The organism is Desulfatiglans anilini DSM 4660 (genome assembly GCF_000422285.1).
Classification (GTDB): Bacteria; Desulfobacterota; DSM-4660; order Desulfatiglandales; family Desulfatiglandaceae; genus Desulfatiglans; species Desulfatiglans anilini.
Genome location: NZ_AULM01000056.1, coordinates 1 through 15,158 on the forward strand (window position 1 = coordinate 1; position 15,158 = coordinate 15,158).

Consider the following 15,158-nt stretch of genomic DNA (forward strand, 5'->3'; position numbering starts at 1 on the left):
CACAGGCGCATCATGGCATCACGGTCGATCAAGTCAGCCCGCCCGAAATTATGAATGATCTGGGCGGTCGGTTTGTGCGTCTCAGGGTGGCGAACGTTATGCGCGAGCTGGAGGTACTCGACCACGGAGCCGTCTCGATTTTTGCGTTTGGTCGTTCGAATAAACATATCTACGTGGTTACCATATACCACATAGCATGTCAATATGATAACGATCAAGTCGTGTTACTACAGGTTTTTGCGGTTTTTCAGATGCCCCCCTTGATTTTATTAGGAAAATCCGGCTTCGGAGGCCAAAAAGTGCCTACTGAGCCGGAACTCAGGCCAGGGAAACCAGGCCGACTGAAGTGAGCAAGGTCCAGCTCACTGCAAGAAGGCCAATTAAACAGGCACTAACGATAACCTCCTGCCAGTATTCGTTTGCAAGAATAGAAGATATAATCAACCCTAGGACAAGCAACATTCTGGGGAAAAGAATATAGCTGATCTCTTTAGGACCAGAGACGGCATAGACATCATCGGTCCTCGCCTTGATTCCTCTATCTATTCGCTCTTTTCTATTTTTCACTTCCTCACACTCTTTCTTCAAGTTCCTTAAATTTGCCAAACAGCCCAGAAGGTTTTATCGCTAAAACAATAAGTATCGCAAGCAATGGAACAATCATCAACAAATTGGATGCAATGTAAGTTGTAACAATAGTCTGAGAAAACCCTAAAATAAGACTAGCCACCATGACCCCAAAAATGCTTTCCAAACCACCAACAACACAAACAGCAAGAGATAATATAATAACCTGATATCCCTCGTCTATAGATATAAATCCGATAGGCGTAATTGTAATGGTCGCAACGGCTACTAGAGCCGCTCCAATGGCCATACTTATCATAGCCACTTGATCAGAATCGATCCCGAAGCAAAGGGCCGTTTCTTCGTCCTGCGCCATTCCTCTGCAGGCCAAGCCAATTTTTGTGTGATGGATGAAAACGGTGAGAAAACCTACTGAAAGAATTGCCACAGCGCAAATAGCCAAGCGTTGGTAATCTATTGTCACGTCACCGATATCAATACTTCCAGAAAAAAATGTAGGAAGGTTGAAAAAATACCCTGTTCCACCAACCCAGCGGAAAAACTCGAGTATAGCTATTCCTGCCGAAAAGCTCGCAATAACTTCCAATATAGGTTGCCCTCTTAAACGATAGATTACTACCCAAAATAGAAAAGCGCCAAGAAGACCGTTTGAGATTATAGTAAACAACACGACTAGCGGATACGGTAATCCTAATACAGAATAAAATCCCCATGCGATAAAGCTTCCCAATACATAAAACGCCCCATGGGCAAAATTGGAAATCTGGCTTATACCAAAAACAAAGCTAAAACCTACCGCCATAAGGGCAAGTGTCATCGAATTGACCAGACCATATACTATAACGTCCATACATTCATCTCCACATACAGGCCTATTCAATGTTACTATATCTTAGACTGTCACTTCTCTTTAAACCATGGAGGAAGCACAATATTCATTTCGGAGATACTAGCAGGAAATACAGGAACCATTTTACCTGGTGCAATCCACTGGAACGCGCAACCGATAGCTGCAATTTGCGGATCCACTCCAAAAATAACATTGTGATCTTTCCCAAACCTAATTCTTCCAATAGCCCCTGTTATATCGGTTTCCTCCAGAGTCTTAATCAATTTTTCAGTGTCAAGTGAATTGGCGCGGTTAATCGCATCCGCTACTACATATACGGCATCATAACTTGTTGACACACAATTTCCACCCTCTATACCATAACCCCATCTTTTCTTATAAGAATCATAGAACTCAACTGATTTTGGCCATGCCTTTATTGGAATATGTCCGATTGCCATTGGTATAGAAACTACATACTCTAATTTCCCATCATAAGCCTCCCAAGCTTTTTGACCTACGGTAGCACCCAGATAGCCCACAGGAAGACAGGGAACCTTCATCGTATGCCACTGTTTCATAAGCATAGCAGATTGCGGAGTCGAAAAAGCATACACTAAAACATCTGCTTTATTCTTTTTTATTTTATTAAGAGCAGATGAATAATCAGTCGCACCTATTGGGAACTTATCAAAACCAGTGACTTCCCAATTATTTTCATTTAGCCATTTTTCTACGAATTTTCCCGTTGCAACTGACCAGTTGGCATCTTCGACAACTAGATGTGCACTCTTCAGTCCATGTTGACTTGATAGGGACTCGAGAACCTGAGGATATAATTTCGCAAAATCTATAGCAGTTGCTTGCACTCGAAAAAAATACTTGTATTTATCATAATTTTCTAAAATTTTACTGTTATACACTGGAGTCATAGCATACGAAGATATATGGATTAGCTTTTTTTCGGACACATAGTCCATAGCCGCTAGGAGAACTTCAGATCGATAGGCGCCCCCTACGATGAATGTAGGCTGCTTACTGGTAATAATCTGTTTGTAGGCCATAAGTGCATCATTAACAGGGACCCCTGGGAGAGCCCCTCTTGTGTTGATGGCCTCAATTTTAAGAAGCCGTTTTTCTCCTCCAACATTTACGCCTCCCTGACTGTTTATCTCTTCAGTAGCCATTATCGCAGCATCTCTTCCCTGGTAACCCTCCGGGAAGTCCAGTGTCGTTGGCCATGCTAGTACAATAGGTTCAGTCGCGTTAGCAAAACCTACTGTAAAGATCAAATACGCAATTACTAAAAACATTGAGATAAACATAGAAAACTTTTTCATTGCTATTCTCCTTTCATTGGGTTTTAAAAAAAACTGAAAAATATATTTTTTTTGCAATGTGCTGCAAATATTTTATAAATTTAAATTGCATCAAATTTTTACTTTTACACGTTAAATTTTTTCGCTTTTATACTATTTTCACTAATTTTCAACCCTTCGTTTTTCCTCCGCCCGCAATTCACGTCTAAGCAGTTTTCCAACCTTCGACTTTGGGAGCGTGTCGCGAAATTCGATATAACCTGGGACCTTGTATGACGCAAGTCTTTTCCTACAATAGGCAATGAGATCATATCCGCTGACTCCCTTTACATTCTCTTTAAGTACCACAAAAGCTTTGATCCTCTCTCCCACGCGTGGGTCTGATACGCCTGAAACACAGCACGCCATCACCGCCGGGTGTTCTTGCAGCACTTGTTCTATTTCCGATGCTGACACTCGGTATCCTTTGTGTTTTATTATGTCACCAGATCGATCTGTAAAAAATACCCAGCCGTCTTTATCTATCCGCACTATATCCCCCGTGCGATACCAAATTTTACCCTCTATATTCACAAAGCACTTTTTTGTCTCATCCGGGTTATTCCAATAGGATGTCACCATATGTTTGGATGAGACCAAAAGCTCTCCTGGTTCCCCGTCAGGAACAGAATCCAAGGTATTAGGATCTACTAGTCTGACGTCTTTTGTTCGCACCACCTTTCCTGTCGATCCTTTTGGCGCCTTTTCGGCAGCATTGATCATAGCCACCCCACCGCACGTCTCTGTGGTCCCATAAGATTCGCTTAAGACTTTCTTAAATTTTTTTTCCCATCTTTCTAGAACTTCCACTGGCACTACATCGCCGCCAATCATACAGTATTGAAGAGAACTCAAATCGTAGAAATTTAATCTATCATGCTCAAGAATAGCTCGGTATAAAGCAGGTACACCCGACATAAGCGATACCTTATATTTTTGAATGCTTTCGAAATAAGCGTCTAAATTAACGCGAGGTTTCAATATCAGTGTGTCACCAGTCATGCATAATGGTACTAATCCAAATGCCTGGCCCAGAATATGATAAAGTGGAGACCCCTGAAGTACGATTCCCTCACCCATCGGCACTAAAGGTTCACTCACCTTTCTATGCTCGATTCCATTTTCCAAAAACAAGGATAACGATATAGGGACCCCTTTCGGATGCCCAGTCGTCCCGGAAGTATAAAGTATTTCACATATTTCTCCGCCGTTTATCATAAGGGGTTGCAACGAGGCCGCCCCGCCCTTTAAGAGACGTTTGAAAGGAAAAATGTCATGCCCCGACACAATCTTTCCACTTGGAAACCTGTCAAAGGCTTTGCCAATCAGCCTTTGCCACCAAGGAAGCATGTCTCCCATTGTAGTAGTAACTATTTTCTTTAAACCTGTTTCAGGCATGATTTCAGTGACATAGCCAAAGTTAGTATCCATACAGATGATCGCTTCCGCCCCGCAATCATTTGAAATATATTTTAGCTCATACGGCGTGTAAATATGAGGAATGGGGACAGCTACCGAACCTAACTTTTGCAGGGCAAGCCAGCTAATAATCCATTGCGGAATGTTTGGGAGATAAATTATACATTTGCTGGCTTTGCTCAAACCTAGAGTATACAAACCAGCAGCAAAGCCTTCGATAAAATCTCTTAATTGATTGAAACTTACTTTGTGCCCTAGATATACCAGCGCTGTTTTTTTAGGAAACTTTTCCGCATTCTCTTCAAAAAGCTCGTACAAATTTTTAACAGACATATTTTTCTCCTAAATTAGGAGCTATTTTCGCCTGATCCATTTCGAACGTGGTGGTGCTACTCAGGATGAGACTGTTTTCCTATCGAGATGTCTGAAGGCGGCTGAACGAACCTTGGCTGACACCTCCTCTTGGCCTAGATCATGAGCAAGTCACTTTTTTATTTTGCTAATCGTAATGCCATCCAGGTCGAAAATATAATGCTGGTTTTCGAGTTCGACCTGAAATCACAATGTTTTTAGTGGACGGCTTTTCAATGCCCGGCTAATTTGGAGAGTAATGTCTTGCGATTCTTGCCGATTTCGGCCATATACGCACGGGGTTGTAGCAATGCCCGCGCCTGCCTCTTGCACTTTGTATTTCGAAACAATCTTCCCGCATTAAATGCGGTTGTAGCGCCCTTTTGTCTTTTTCTGAAAATATACACAGGGAATCGATGGCTTCGTGTTATTACCAGGTTTTTTCAAGCCAGTCGGCCTTTTCCACCATCTCGTCCACGTCGGCAGGCACCGGCGGATTTGAGAGGTTTTCGGGATCAAACACAGCCTTAGTCTTTATCATCCAATCCTTAACATTTGGTCCATAGGCTTTTCCTGTGAGCTCTAGGGGACTTTCGTAAATCTTGAAACCGTTAAAAAGTCCGTTCTGAATATCGTATTTGGGTACTTCGGTATATACCCAAGCGTCGGTCTTTTTGATGTCCTCATCATCTGGATCATAATAGCACAAAAATTCTAAATAGCCGTTATGTCCCAGTTCGCTGATTTGAAACCATCCAGGATCACCATAATCTTCCATTAACGGCGGCGTATATCTACGTTTCAATTCGGCCAGGCCTTCTCCACCCTTGACAGCGCAGTCGATAGTGTCCACTGTCACTTCTACCGATACATAACCACCAGTCATCCACCACATGCCAGCAGAATCTGCGTTTTTGATCCACGACTCATCGCTCTGCCGGGTCCTTCCTGTTTGCCCTTTGTATTTATCAACAACGATATCAGTCAGGACTCGTTCTTCATACGCAAGTTGCGCTTCAGAGGTATACCCGATCAGCAAAACCCTCAAGACGTGATCGTTTTTCACATCGTTTTCAGCATCTTTTGTTCCCCATTGTTCCCAGAAGTCCTCCTTTGACTTTGAACGGGCAATATAGCGCCAAAAAATGGGGACCTTAGTGGCTGCAGCCCCGATTTCGCACCTACCGATTTCATACATAGCTTCAACCAGGGAGTTCCGGTCCGGCATCCTGAAATTGTACCACTTCATGCGATTTGTCGGTAAAAGGAGAGTTGTGTCCGGGGTGATTCCGAATTTCTCTAGCGGTTCAGGCTGGAACGGCAAAAGCTTTACTGTCATCCGGGTCACGATCCCCAACGCACCGAACCAACCGGTCCACCCCCGTAACAAGCCTCGCAGATCAGGACCTATGCCTTCGCCCCAAAACGGATCATCACTCATACTTAGCGAGCCAAGACGCAGGATATCCCCGTTTGGCAAAACCCACTCTGTGCCCAGAATTCTCCTGCAAGGCAAGCCGTTCCGGTAGTTCAAAGGAGAAAGCCCCCAGGTCAAATGATTTGGAATTATTGCTGCCTGGGCGCCACCTCCCGGTACGGTGATATACAACCCCCGCTTCATCGCCTCTTCTTGCAATTGGGAATAGATGACGCCGGATCCCACCGTGGCAGACATGTTTTTTTCGTCAATATCAAGCGTTTGCATCCTTTTTAAGTCGATGATAATCTGGTCGTCCCTTTTGGCTGCGCAATGGGTTACCCAATAAGTGCTTGCCGGAAGGTAAGGTATCTTATAACGATTGGCCACCTTGACAACGGCCTGCACCTCTTTTGTTGTCAGGGGCATGACAACGCAAGCGGGCAGCTTGTTCATTTCCCTGTCGATGGCCAAATCTTTGCCATGACCCATTCTGCCTCCGCAATAGGCTTCCGCCACAACCGGATCATCGCTGATATAGCTGGAACCAACGATAGATTTAATCGCCTCATATGCTTCTTTTGATATTGCCATCATCTCCTCCTATCTCAATGCCATAAGTATAAGTTCGGAAAGATCAAAAACCTTCATACTTTTTTGGGCGGATTGTCCGGCTGTCAAGAAATTCTCTTTGCAGTAAGGACATCCGGACACAATGGCTTCCACTGAAATGGATTCGGCCTCTTCAATTCGTTCCACCCCGATAAATTTCGTATAGTCTGGAAAGGCCTCTCTTGTACCGCCGCCGGCTCCACAGCACAAGGTATTCTCTCTTGTCCTGGGCATTTCAATCGTCTCCAGGCCTGGAATCCGCTTTAAAATATTGCGGGGGGCTTGATAGATCCCCCCTGTACCTCTCCTATACACTTTAGGCTGATCCATGATGCCATACTTTCCCCGATCGCCTTCCCAATGTGTCCATGGCTCACTCTGCCGGCCCAAATGGCACGGGTCATGCCACGTCACTTTCATTTTCACTTCTTTGGTAAAGCGGATTTCACCGCTTTCCAACATCTCATCCACCAGCTCGGAAAGATGCAATACTTTGTAATCCATATCTTGTGTGGACTTGGCAAGAAGTTTGGGATAATCCACTTTCCAGGTTTTGTAACATTCAGCACAGCTCGTCAAAACCGTCGTTGCCCCTGTGTCCTTTAAAGCCTGAATATTCGCCTCGGCAACTTTTTTGGCTTGATCGATCATGCCCACTTCAGTCAGAGGATGTCCACAGCAATGATCTTTGTCTCCCAGGGTGGTAAAAGCCTTGCCGCTCAACTTCAGAATCTCGATGGTTCCTTTTGCAATCTCATTTTCAATATAGCTTGCCGCGCATCCTGGAAAATACACGAGATCCACTCCGGAGGAAATCGCGCCATCGGGTAGCCATTGAAGCCTCTTCTTTTGAGGAGCCCCAAATCGGTTTCCCTGCTCTTTAATGTTTTGGGCCACTTTCTTGTGTGCAGGCAGAGGCCCTTTTCCATCCGCTACACACCTAGCCCTCAACGACTCCAACACGGAAATCTGCTCCAGATCCAGATTCCTCTTGCATCCTGCGTCGCACGCGCCGCAGAGGTTGCACTTATAAATCACATCCAGCAATTTATCCGAATAATCAAGCCTCCCTTCGAGAAATGCCAGACCGATTTTGCTCCTGCCCACATAGGCATAGGCGTCGAAGGGATCATAGATGTTACTGGGACATTTAATCCCGAACCTCACACCTGGCATATAGATGTGGTCCACCCATACGCAACCCTTGCAGCCCACGCACTTGTCCATGTCATATTCGTATCTTGCCAAATCATAATTGATGTTCATTTATATTAACCTCCTGATTTTAAAAACAAAGATTGCCGGGGTTCAGGATGTTGTTGGGATCAAATATCCCTTTCACCTTTTTGAGGGCAGCAGTATATTCACTTGCCCTGCTGTATACCAAATCAGAAATAGAACCGAAAGGCCGTGAAAAGAAGGCACCTCGCATCAAAAGGCTTTCAGACGCATCCTTGACCAAAGCTTTCACAATATCGACTTGATCCCGATTCTTCTTATCATAGAAAAGATCAAACTCCAGGTGACAGGCACGTCCGTTTTCAATCGGCTGCACATAACAGCCCACCTTTGAAACCGGGAAGTCTTTGCGACCGGCAACCGTGAGCATGGCATCAACAAATTCCGGCACCTTGCTCATCTTTGCTATGAAAAATAATTCTTCACAGTTGCCTTGATAGCGATGCTTCCAATAAGTGCCATGGGAACAGGGCCTTCTCAAGGCCTCTGCCAGATAAGTTCCGGACTTCGGCAATCCTGCCAATGAAGATTCCATTTTCATTCCGTAAAACCGGGACTGTATTTCCTTCAGCGCATCTATTTCGTAGGCGAATTTTTCATGCGGTCTTCTCCTCGCACTCCTCAAAATGATCACTAGGGTCCATGGGGGTAGCGTCCTCTTGAGAGCCTCGATATCCTCCTTTTTTCCCGCCAGTATACAGGCCAGGTCCAGTTGATTCATAAGAAGGCATTCATAACCTATTTTCTTCCTTTGAATCTGGTACAGCACCTCAATGGCCTTTTCCACCTGGTCAAAGGCCATGAAGAAGGGCATGCTTTCACGGGCCAGATACTCGATCTTTACCATGGCCCAGGTGACAATCCCCATTGTGCCCTGGGCACCCTGAAGGAGGCGGAAGAAATCGAGCGTGCCGGGTCCCATGGGGTTTGTTCCCTCCACAAAGGTTTTCGGAAAATTCGGAGCGCTGGCTGATCCGGTTCTAAAAAGGCTTCCTTCGGGCCACACCACCTCCATGCTCATGAGAGGCTCACTATATTCAAAAAGCGAAATGACCAAAGGCTCTCTTTCCAGAAATGTGGTCACCACGGATTGTTCTGGATGCGGCAACAATGGAGGACTCACCATTAATTCTATATCAGTCAACACTGACTGAATCTGGCCCCAGGTCACGCCCGGCTCGATCATCACAAACCGGTTACGTTCATTAACGGAAACAATCCGGTTCATCTTTTGGAAGTCTAGAATCAGCCCTCCCTGTTTGGGAATGGTGCTCCCTCGAAAATGAACTCTCGAACTGCATGGGATAACAGGCAGAGCGTGCGCATTGCAAAATTTAACAACTTCCTGAACCTGAACTGTGTTTTCCGGATACACTACATATCCAGGCCTTCCTGGGGGGTGGAGGCTTTCATCCTTTGAATAGTGATCCAGGGTCTCACGATCATCCGAAACATTTTCAGCTCCGACAAATTTCGACAATTCGTATTTGAGACTCATGCGCCTTCTCCTTGTACTTCTTCGCTTAAATAAAACATGTTCATGTGATGTGCCAATTATATCAACACATACCAACGCACCATTGGCTCAATCCCCAGGAAACTCAGACGCTCGTGCCTGAACCTGAAAAGAGATTGGCGAGTTCCATTTAATGCAGAATGCATGCCATTTTTATGACCTTATCAACTCAAGGGATAAATCTCATAACAATGTATATTATTCTAAATACTTACTTATCAGATCAGCCCAGAAAAGAATCTATTGAACATTTCAAAGGATAGGCCCTCGAAAATTAAAGTGTCGATTTATTCGCAACAAAATTTAAAAAATTTCGTAACATTTTGAATATATTTATAGAAAAGGCATGTCGCAATTTGCGCAACATGTTGTGTTTTGTGCGACAGAATGTTAAGAAAGGGCGACAACAATGACGAAGCGACGGAGATTCACCAAGCAATTTAAGGCCAAGGTGGCGCTGAAAGTGCTCAAGGCGCAACGGCCGGTTCACCAGCTTGCGAAAGTGCCGGGTGATCCCGGGCCGTTTCCGACCCGGGATTCCCACAGATCCGGACATGCGCGACTGACGCATCCGGCTCCTCAGGTCATGGTTTTGCTACGCGACCTCAGCACTGGTGGGCGACGGTGGGTTTAGGAAGCGGAAACCGCTTCGCTAATTCGTTGAACCAATCCCATCTCCGTTTAGCCTTGTGGGATCGTCGACCAAGCCACTTGTGCCAGATCTCTCGGGCCAGGAAGATAAACCTGCTGAGGGCAGGTGTATTGCCCTTGATCCCGAAGTACTGAATGTGCCCGCGCATCTTTGTGCTCAGCATTTTATGCTGCTCTGCTATAGGCCAGTGGCGCACCCTGCGCAGCCAGACCGATAAGCGTTTAAGGGACCTTGCCAACCTGTCTTTTGCTGTCTTTCGCTTGATGACCCAAAAGCCCCGCCGGGATTTTGCCCAGAAGTGTGTAAACCCAAGAAAGTTGAATGTCTCCTTTTTCCCTGCGCCGTCTCCATCATGTGGCCGCCGGAAATTCAGTGTTCGGGTCTTTTCCGGGTGGAGCTTCAGCCCATACTTGCCGAATCTTTTCGGAAGTACCGCCATCACGCGTTCCGCATCCTCCTGGCATTCGAATACCAGCAGGGCATCATCCGCGAACCTCACCATGAAGGCTTTCCCTCTCATGCGGGGCTTCACCGTTGTCTCGAACCATTTATCCAGCACTTCGTGAAGGTAGACGTTGCTGAGGCACGGGGAAATCACTCCTCCCTGTGGAACCCCACTTTCTGGATACGTGATCTGATGCTGCTCCATCACGCCGGCATTCAGCCACTTTCCGATGAGACGCACAAACACACCATCGCGTACCCGTCGGCGAAAAATCTCCTGCAACTGACTATGATCGATGGTATCGAAGTATTTGCGGATATCCAAATCAATGATATACCCGCCTTCCATCTCCATCAGGCCTTCCCTGATTGTCTTTATGGCCTGGTGAGCAGACCGACCCGGTCTGAATCCATAGGAGCAGTCCAGGAAGTCCTGCTCATAGACTGGTTCGAGAGCCATCGCCACCGCCCTTTGAAGGACCTTATCTTCAAAAGTCGGGATCCCGATCGGGCGTGTTTCTTTGCCCTTTGCATCCTTCGGGATGTGTACCCGCTTCACAGCCGGCGCCCGGTACCTGCCAGACTTCGCTTGGTCCATCAGATTCCGGAGATTGTCTTCCAGACTTTCTCCATAGTCCTTTGCTGTCTGTCCATCTATTCCGAGGGCACCATCCTTGCGGGTCCTGCGGTACGCTTCCCTTAACCACTCCAGATCCATATAGTGGGAAAGGTTCATTGCCATATCCGGAGCCTCTTTCGCCATTTCCGCTATACGTCTTTGTTTCGTTGAGACATGATCAAACTTCGACATGTTTGCTGTCTTTCCCTTGGACGTTTCCATGACCCGACATCCCGCTTCCCTCCGTTGGGTCCCTCGGACTGGTTCCCCAACTTCGCAGGTACTACCAGGATGCTCCGACTTCCTGCCGCTCGTCCCGCCTCACTTCGTTTTCCTTACGCTCGGCGGTACCTTCCGGCACGGTCTTATTTGCTCCCCCGCAGTGCTCCGTGCCGCCCCGCGAGGGCCAGGGTTTGTTTGCCCGGTACCCTCCCGGGAGTGTTACGAAAGGAGACGGCAGGATCTCCCAGGTTCCCGGGAAACCCTTGTACGCTCGCCCTGCTCTACGACCCCGGTAGGCCGGCTGTATCTCGCCGTTATCGATATAGCCGATGCTGCCATCCGATTCAGATAACATCGTTGGCCCTACAAACTCGTGATTTCGTGGCTCAATTACACAGCTCGCGCACTCGCTGTCTACGCTTGGCGGCTGGGTTACCCTTCCCCGCCCAAGACTCGCTTTGCGGCCTGCTGGCTAGGCTTTGGCCGTGTGGGGCTTTCACCCACTGGGTTTCGTTCTCAAGTTTCAAGAAGGCATCGGATTCCTCCTTTCCTCTCGATCCAGGCTTGGCCTGGCGCAATAGCCGATCACAGGGGGTGCATTTTCCCTTAACCCAAGTTTGCCATTTTTTCTAAAAGCTGATATTTCAGCATGTTAGTCGATTTTATCGTCACTACTTATTTTACGGTCACGATTTTTTTCGGCATGGGGACGTCCTTTAGTCGCAGGTGCTGATAGATTTCCTGATGTTCGGGTTCAGCTCTGCTACAGAGACGCAGATGCTTGCGGTGGACCGTATCCTGTTCTTTGACATTGAACTCGATGGTCAGGCGTTGGTGGGTCGAGAGGATATCTCGGACAGTGAGCCATGAACGATGGTCGCCACACTGGCGCAGCTTATGTTCAATGACGTGCAGGATGTGGTAGGCCAGCACCGATATGAACAGGTGTGTATCGGCGCGCTGCTCCAACTGGTGGAAGTCGGAATGTGTCAATGAAAATGAGACACACCATGCGATAGATTATTGGTAAGCGTCAGAGCCCCCATCTTTTTAATCAAGCGGATCTCGGGTATCTTCCCTTTCTGAGCCGTGCGGCTGGAGCGCCGCCATATCAGATACAGAGGAGGATTTCCCGTGACACAAGTAGATCGCCGGGTGCATTGGAGCAGGATCATGCAGGCGCAGGCTGCGAGTGGGCAGACCATCAAAGCCTTCTGCGCCGAGCGTAAAATCAGCATCTATCAGTTTTATGTCTGGCGCCGCCGCTTGAAAGCCGGCGTTCGGCACCAGCAGAAACCCGGAGCATTTATTGAGCTGGTTCCCGCTAAGAATGAAGTGAACACCCCGATCCGGATCCATGTGGGAGACCAGCTATGGGTTGAAGTGCCCCAAGGGTTCCACCCGCCGACGCTCCTTTCGATCATCGAAACTCTTACCAGAATCAGTCAGGGCGCATGCTTGCCCTGAGCGCTGTCACCCATATTTATCTGTACCGGTCTGCCTGCGACATGCGCCGGTCTTTTGACGGACTGTGCGGTTTGATCCGCTCCGAGCTCCGAGCCGATCCTCTTTCAGGCTCTCTGTTTGTCTTCTGTAACCGCCGGCGCACCATGGTCAAGATTCTCTATTTTGAGGGTGACGGCCTGGCCATATGGATGAAACGGCTCGAACGGGGGCGTTTCAGCCTCCCCCAGCGGGCCGCCTTGGACGGGCGGATTGACCGCCGGCAACTGATGCTCCTGCTTGAAGGGGTTACACGAAAAAAAGTAAGCAAACGCTATGTTTAACAAAGATAAATATTGACAAATGATTTATTTTATGCTTTATATCGTGGCATGGTATCGACCTTGCCAGAAGCCATCGCGCTCATCCAAAAGCAGGAACTTCAGATCCAGGAACTGACCAAACAGCTCCGTTCCAGGGAACTGTCCCTGCGCATGCTCCAGGATCAGGTCGAGAAACTCATCCGCCGGGTCTATGGACGGCGTTCCGAAAAAAGCCACCCCGATCAGCTCATGTTCGATTCCCTGCTGATGGAAGTATCCGATCAGCCTTGTGTCCGTGAGCCCCTGGTGGAACTGCCCGAGAGCAGCCTGCCCCTGAAAGCCAAACCGAAGACCTCGAAACGGAACCATCCGGGCCGGCTGCCGATTCCTGAGCACCTCGAACGGGTCGAGATCCTCCTGGACATCCCCGAAGAGAAAAAGATCTGTCCCGAAACGGGCGAGCCCCTCAAGCAGATCGGTTTCGAGGTTTCCGAGAAGCTGGAGTACCGTCCCGGCAAGCTGATCGTCAACGTGTACAAACGCCCCAAGTACGTCTCCCCGGACAGCACAGCCGAGGTGGGCCTGCTGACCGCCCCCATGCCCGACCATCCGATCGAGCGGTGCAAGGCCGATGTGGGGCTCCTTTCCTACATCATTGTCAGCAAGTTCGCCGACCACCTGCCTCTTTACCGTCAGGACGGGATCTTCGAGCGGGAGGGGGTCGACATCCCCCGGGCCACCCAGAGCAGCTGGATCATGCAAACTTACGAGGCGGTCAAGGTCCTTGAAGATGTGCTCAGAGGGGCCGTGCTCGAAACCGACGTCCTCTTTACGGACGATTCCATCATTCCGCTTCAGGTCAAGGGCAGCGGGAAGGTGAAAAAGGCCCGGCTCTGGGTCTATGTCCGCGGCGGACCGGATCCCCCGTTGGTCGTTTTCGAGTTTTCCCTGGATCGAAGCAAGCAAAGGCCCTTGAATTTCCTGGCCGGCTACCAGGGCTATGCGCATGCCGACGCCTACAGCGGCTACGATGAACTGTTCCGTCAAGACGGAATCATCGAAGTAGCCTGCTGGGTTCATGCCCGCAGAAAGTTCGATGAAGCGGTATCCTCTCGTCCGCAGGAAGCGACAGAGATCATAGCCCGCATCGCTAAACTGTATCTGATTGAGAAAGAATGCATTGATCTTGACCCGGTTGAGCGTTCCAATGCGAGACAGATCCATGCTGCGCCGGTCATCGAGGGGATCTTCGCCCGGCTCGAGGAACTGAAAACGGCGACCATTCCCTCTGAGCCCCTGCGAAAGGCCATTGACTACACCTTGAACCAGAGAGAGGCCCTGAAGCGATACCTCGAAAACGGCTGGCTGAAGCCCGACAACAACACGGCGGAAAAGGCCATTCGTCCTCTCTGCTTAGGACGCAGGAACTGGCTCTTTGCAGGGAGCGAGCGCGGGGCAAGGGCCACGGCGCTTTTCTTGAGTCTGATCCAGTCCTGCAAGGCCCGCGATATCAACCCCTGGGAGTACTTCGACGATATGCTTCGCCGGATCATGCACCATCCTGTCAGCCAATTGCGGGAACTGCTCCCTGATCGCTGGCAGCCGTTGCTCAAAACGGATGCCTGCCAGGGTGCTTCCGCAAAAGTATAACCTCCCATCCGGCTCACTGCCGCCAATCTCAAACTTCAAAGAGCATCAACGCTCCGGTTTCCCACTCTGATCGAATCCTACACCAAATCAAATACCCGGAATAGGTGGGTACCTCCGACGCGGGTGCATTACGCATTTCTAGAAAGACGTTTAGCCTTTTCCCTTGTCTTATGATTGTCGAAGAGGTGTTCGAAGGTACCATTGACCAGCGCGCACCGGAGCTTGAGCATATTGTTGCAGTTTGAGACCAGCCACCATGCCCCGCTTCGTTTGATCCGGACGTGGCAGATGAACTTGTTCGCGGACTCGATGCCTCCGCTGCCAATGGCGTAGCCGCCGCGGCGTGCCCCATGGTAATTGAAGCGATTCTTGTTGGTTTCGAGGTAATGAATGGTTTTGCGTATGGACTCTTTTGCGGCGTCGTTGGCGGGCTGCATGCGTTTCATCCCGCCAATGACTGTGCCCACCTCTCCCTT

At 48.5% G+C, this 15,158-nt stretch carries 12 protein-coding genes and 2 pseudogenes; 3 read left to right on the top strand and 11 right to left on the bottom strand.

Annotated elements, in window-relative coordinates; all coding sequences use genetic code 11:
* From H567_RS30325 to H567_RS28085, 10 genes and pseudogenes are all read right to left on the bottom strand, one after another.
* Positions 1–167: IS1634 family transposase N-terminal domain-related protein (locus tag H567_RS30325; RefSeq protein ID WP_492211722.1), on the bottom strand; the 167-nt coding region annotated here is incomplete at its 3' end.
* A gap of 151 nt (positions 168–318) precedes the next feature.
* The gene (locus tag H567_RS30330) at positions 319–567 is read right to left on the bottom strand and encodes a hypothetical protein (RefSeq protein WP_153306287.1); all 249 of its coding nucleotides are present in this window, start codon (positions 565–567) and stop codon (positions 319–321) included.
* Between the two features lie 4 nt (positions 568–571).
* Positions 572–1,438 carry a branched-chain amino acid ABC transporter permease gene (locus H567_RS0119700; protein WP_028322714.1) on the bottom strand — a complete coding sequence of 289 codons (867 nt, stop codon included), beginning with the start codon at positions 1,436–1,438 and terminating at the stop codon, positions 572–574.
* 50 nt (positions 1,439–1,488) lie between these two features.
* Positions 1,489–2,757, bottom strand: coding sequence for an ABC transporter substrate-binding protein (locus H567_RS0119705; RefSeq protein ID WP_051185147.1), 1,269 nt, complete (start codon positions 2,755–2,757; stop codon positions 1,489–1,491).
* 141 nt (positions 2,758–2,898) lie between these two features.
* Positions 2,899–4,527 carry a class I adenylate-forming enzyme family protein gene (locus H567_RS0119710; protein ID WP_028322716.1) on the bottom strand — a complete coding sequence of 543 codons (1,629 nt, stop codon included), beginning with the start codon at positions 4,525–4,527 and terminating at the stop codon, positions 2,899–2,901.
* A gap of 448 nt (positions 4,528–4,975) precedes the next feature.
* Positions 4,976–6,559 (bottom strand): FAD-binding oxidoreductase, encoded by a 1,584-nt coding sequence (locus H567_RS0119715; protein ID WP_035255403.1) that lies wholly within the window; start codon positions 6,557–6,559, stop codon positions 4,976–4,978.
* A 6-nt stretch (positions 6,560–6,565) separates the two neighbouring features.
* Positions 6,566–7,840, bottom strand: a complete 1,275-nt coding sequence (locus tag H567_RS0119720; protein WP_028322718.1) for a (Fe-S)-binding protein — start codon at positions 7,838–7,840, stop codon at positions 6,566–6,568.
* Between the two features lie 19 nt (positions 7,841–7,859).
* A complete protein-coding gene (locus H567_RS0119725; protein ID WP_028322719.1) occupies positions 7,860–9,311 on the bottom strand; it encodes an FAD-binding oxidoreductase in 1,452 nt (483 codons plus the stop codon).
* A 623-nt stretch (positions 9,312–9,934) separates the two neighbouring features.
* A complete protein-coding gene (gene ltrA / locus H567_RS0119730; RefSeq protein WP_208598434.1) occupies positions 9,935–11,266 on the bottom strand; it encodes a group II intron reverse transcriptase/maturase in 1,332 nt (443 codons plus the stop codon).
* A gap of 675 nt (positions 11,267–11,941) precedes the next feature.
* Positions 11,942–12,247 (bottom strand): annotated as a pseudogene (locus tag H567_RS28085) (IS1634 family transposase); the annotation flags it as partial.
* Between the two features lie 153 nt (positions 12,248–12,400).
* On the opposite strand from H567_RS28085, the gene tnpA reads away from it, so the two are divergent.
* The 3 genes from tnpA to tnpC are packed head-to-tail and all read left to right on the top strand — an operon-like array spanning position 12,401 to position 14,682.
* A complete protein-coding gene (gene tnpA / locus H567_RS26185) occupies positions 12,401–12,733 on the top strand; it encodes an IS66 family insertion sequence element accessory protein TnpA (RefSeq protein ID WP_035255405.1) in 333 nt (110 codons plus the stop codon).
* Positions 12,721–13,053: an IS66 family insertion sequence element accessory protein TnpB gene (tnpB, locus tag H567_RS30175; protein ID WP_028322721.1), complete on the top strand. Its 333-nt coding sequence runs from the start codon at positions 12,721–12,723 to the stop codon at positions 13,051–13,053. Before tnpA ends, tnpB begins: the two co-directional genes overlap by 13 nt.
* A gap of 60 nt (positions 13,054–13,113) precedes the next feature.
* Positions 13,114–14,682, top strand: a complete 1,569-nt coding sequence (gene tnpC / locus H567_RS0119755; RefSeq protein WP_161626663.1) for an IS66 family transposase — start codon at positions 13,114–13,116, stop codon at positions 14,680–14,682.
* A 128-nt stretch (positions 14,683–14,810) separates the two neighbouring features.
* On the opposite strand, the pseudogene H567_RS0119760 reads toward tnpC, so the two are convergent.
* Positions 14,811–15,158, bottom strand: a pseudogene (locus H567_RS0119760) (ISKra4 family transposase); the annotation flags it as partial.

Bases quoted from the DNA above. Each gene is read 5' to 3' on its own strand.
- H567_RS0119700 (WP_028322714.1), bottom strand. From the start codon at position 1,438: ATGGACGTTATAGTATATGGTCTGGTCAATTCGATGACACTTGCCCTT.
- H567_RS0119715 (WP_035255403.1), bottom strand. From the start codon at position 6,559: ATGATGGCAATATCAAAAGAAGCATATGAGGCGATTAAATCTATCGTT.
- H567_RS0119725 (WP_028322719.1), bottom strand. From the start codon at position 9,311: ATGAGTCTCAAATACGAATTGTCGAAATTTGTCGGAGCTGAAAATGTT.
- H567_RS0119720 (WP_028322718.1), bottom strand. From the start codon at position 7,840: ATGAACATCAATTATGATTTGGCAAGATACGAATATGACATGGACAAG.
- H567_RS0119705 (WP_051185147.1), bottom strand. From the start codon at position 2,757: ATGAAAAAGTTTTCTATGTTTATCTCAATGTTTTTAGTAATTGCGTAT.
- H567_RS0119710 (WP_028322716.1), bottom strand. From the start codon at position 4,527: ATGTCTGTTAAAAATTTGTACGAGCTTTTTGAAGAGAATGCGGAAAAG.
- ltrA (WP_208598434.1), bottom strand. From the start codon at position 11,266: ATGGAAACGTCCAAGGGAAAGACAGCAAACATGTCGAAGTTTGATCAT.
- tnpB (WP_028322721.1), top strand. From the start codon at position 12,721: ATGCTTGCCCTGAGCGCTGTCACCCATATTTATCTGTACCGGTCTGCC.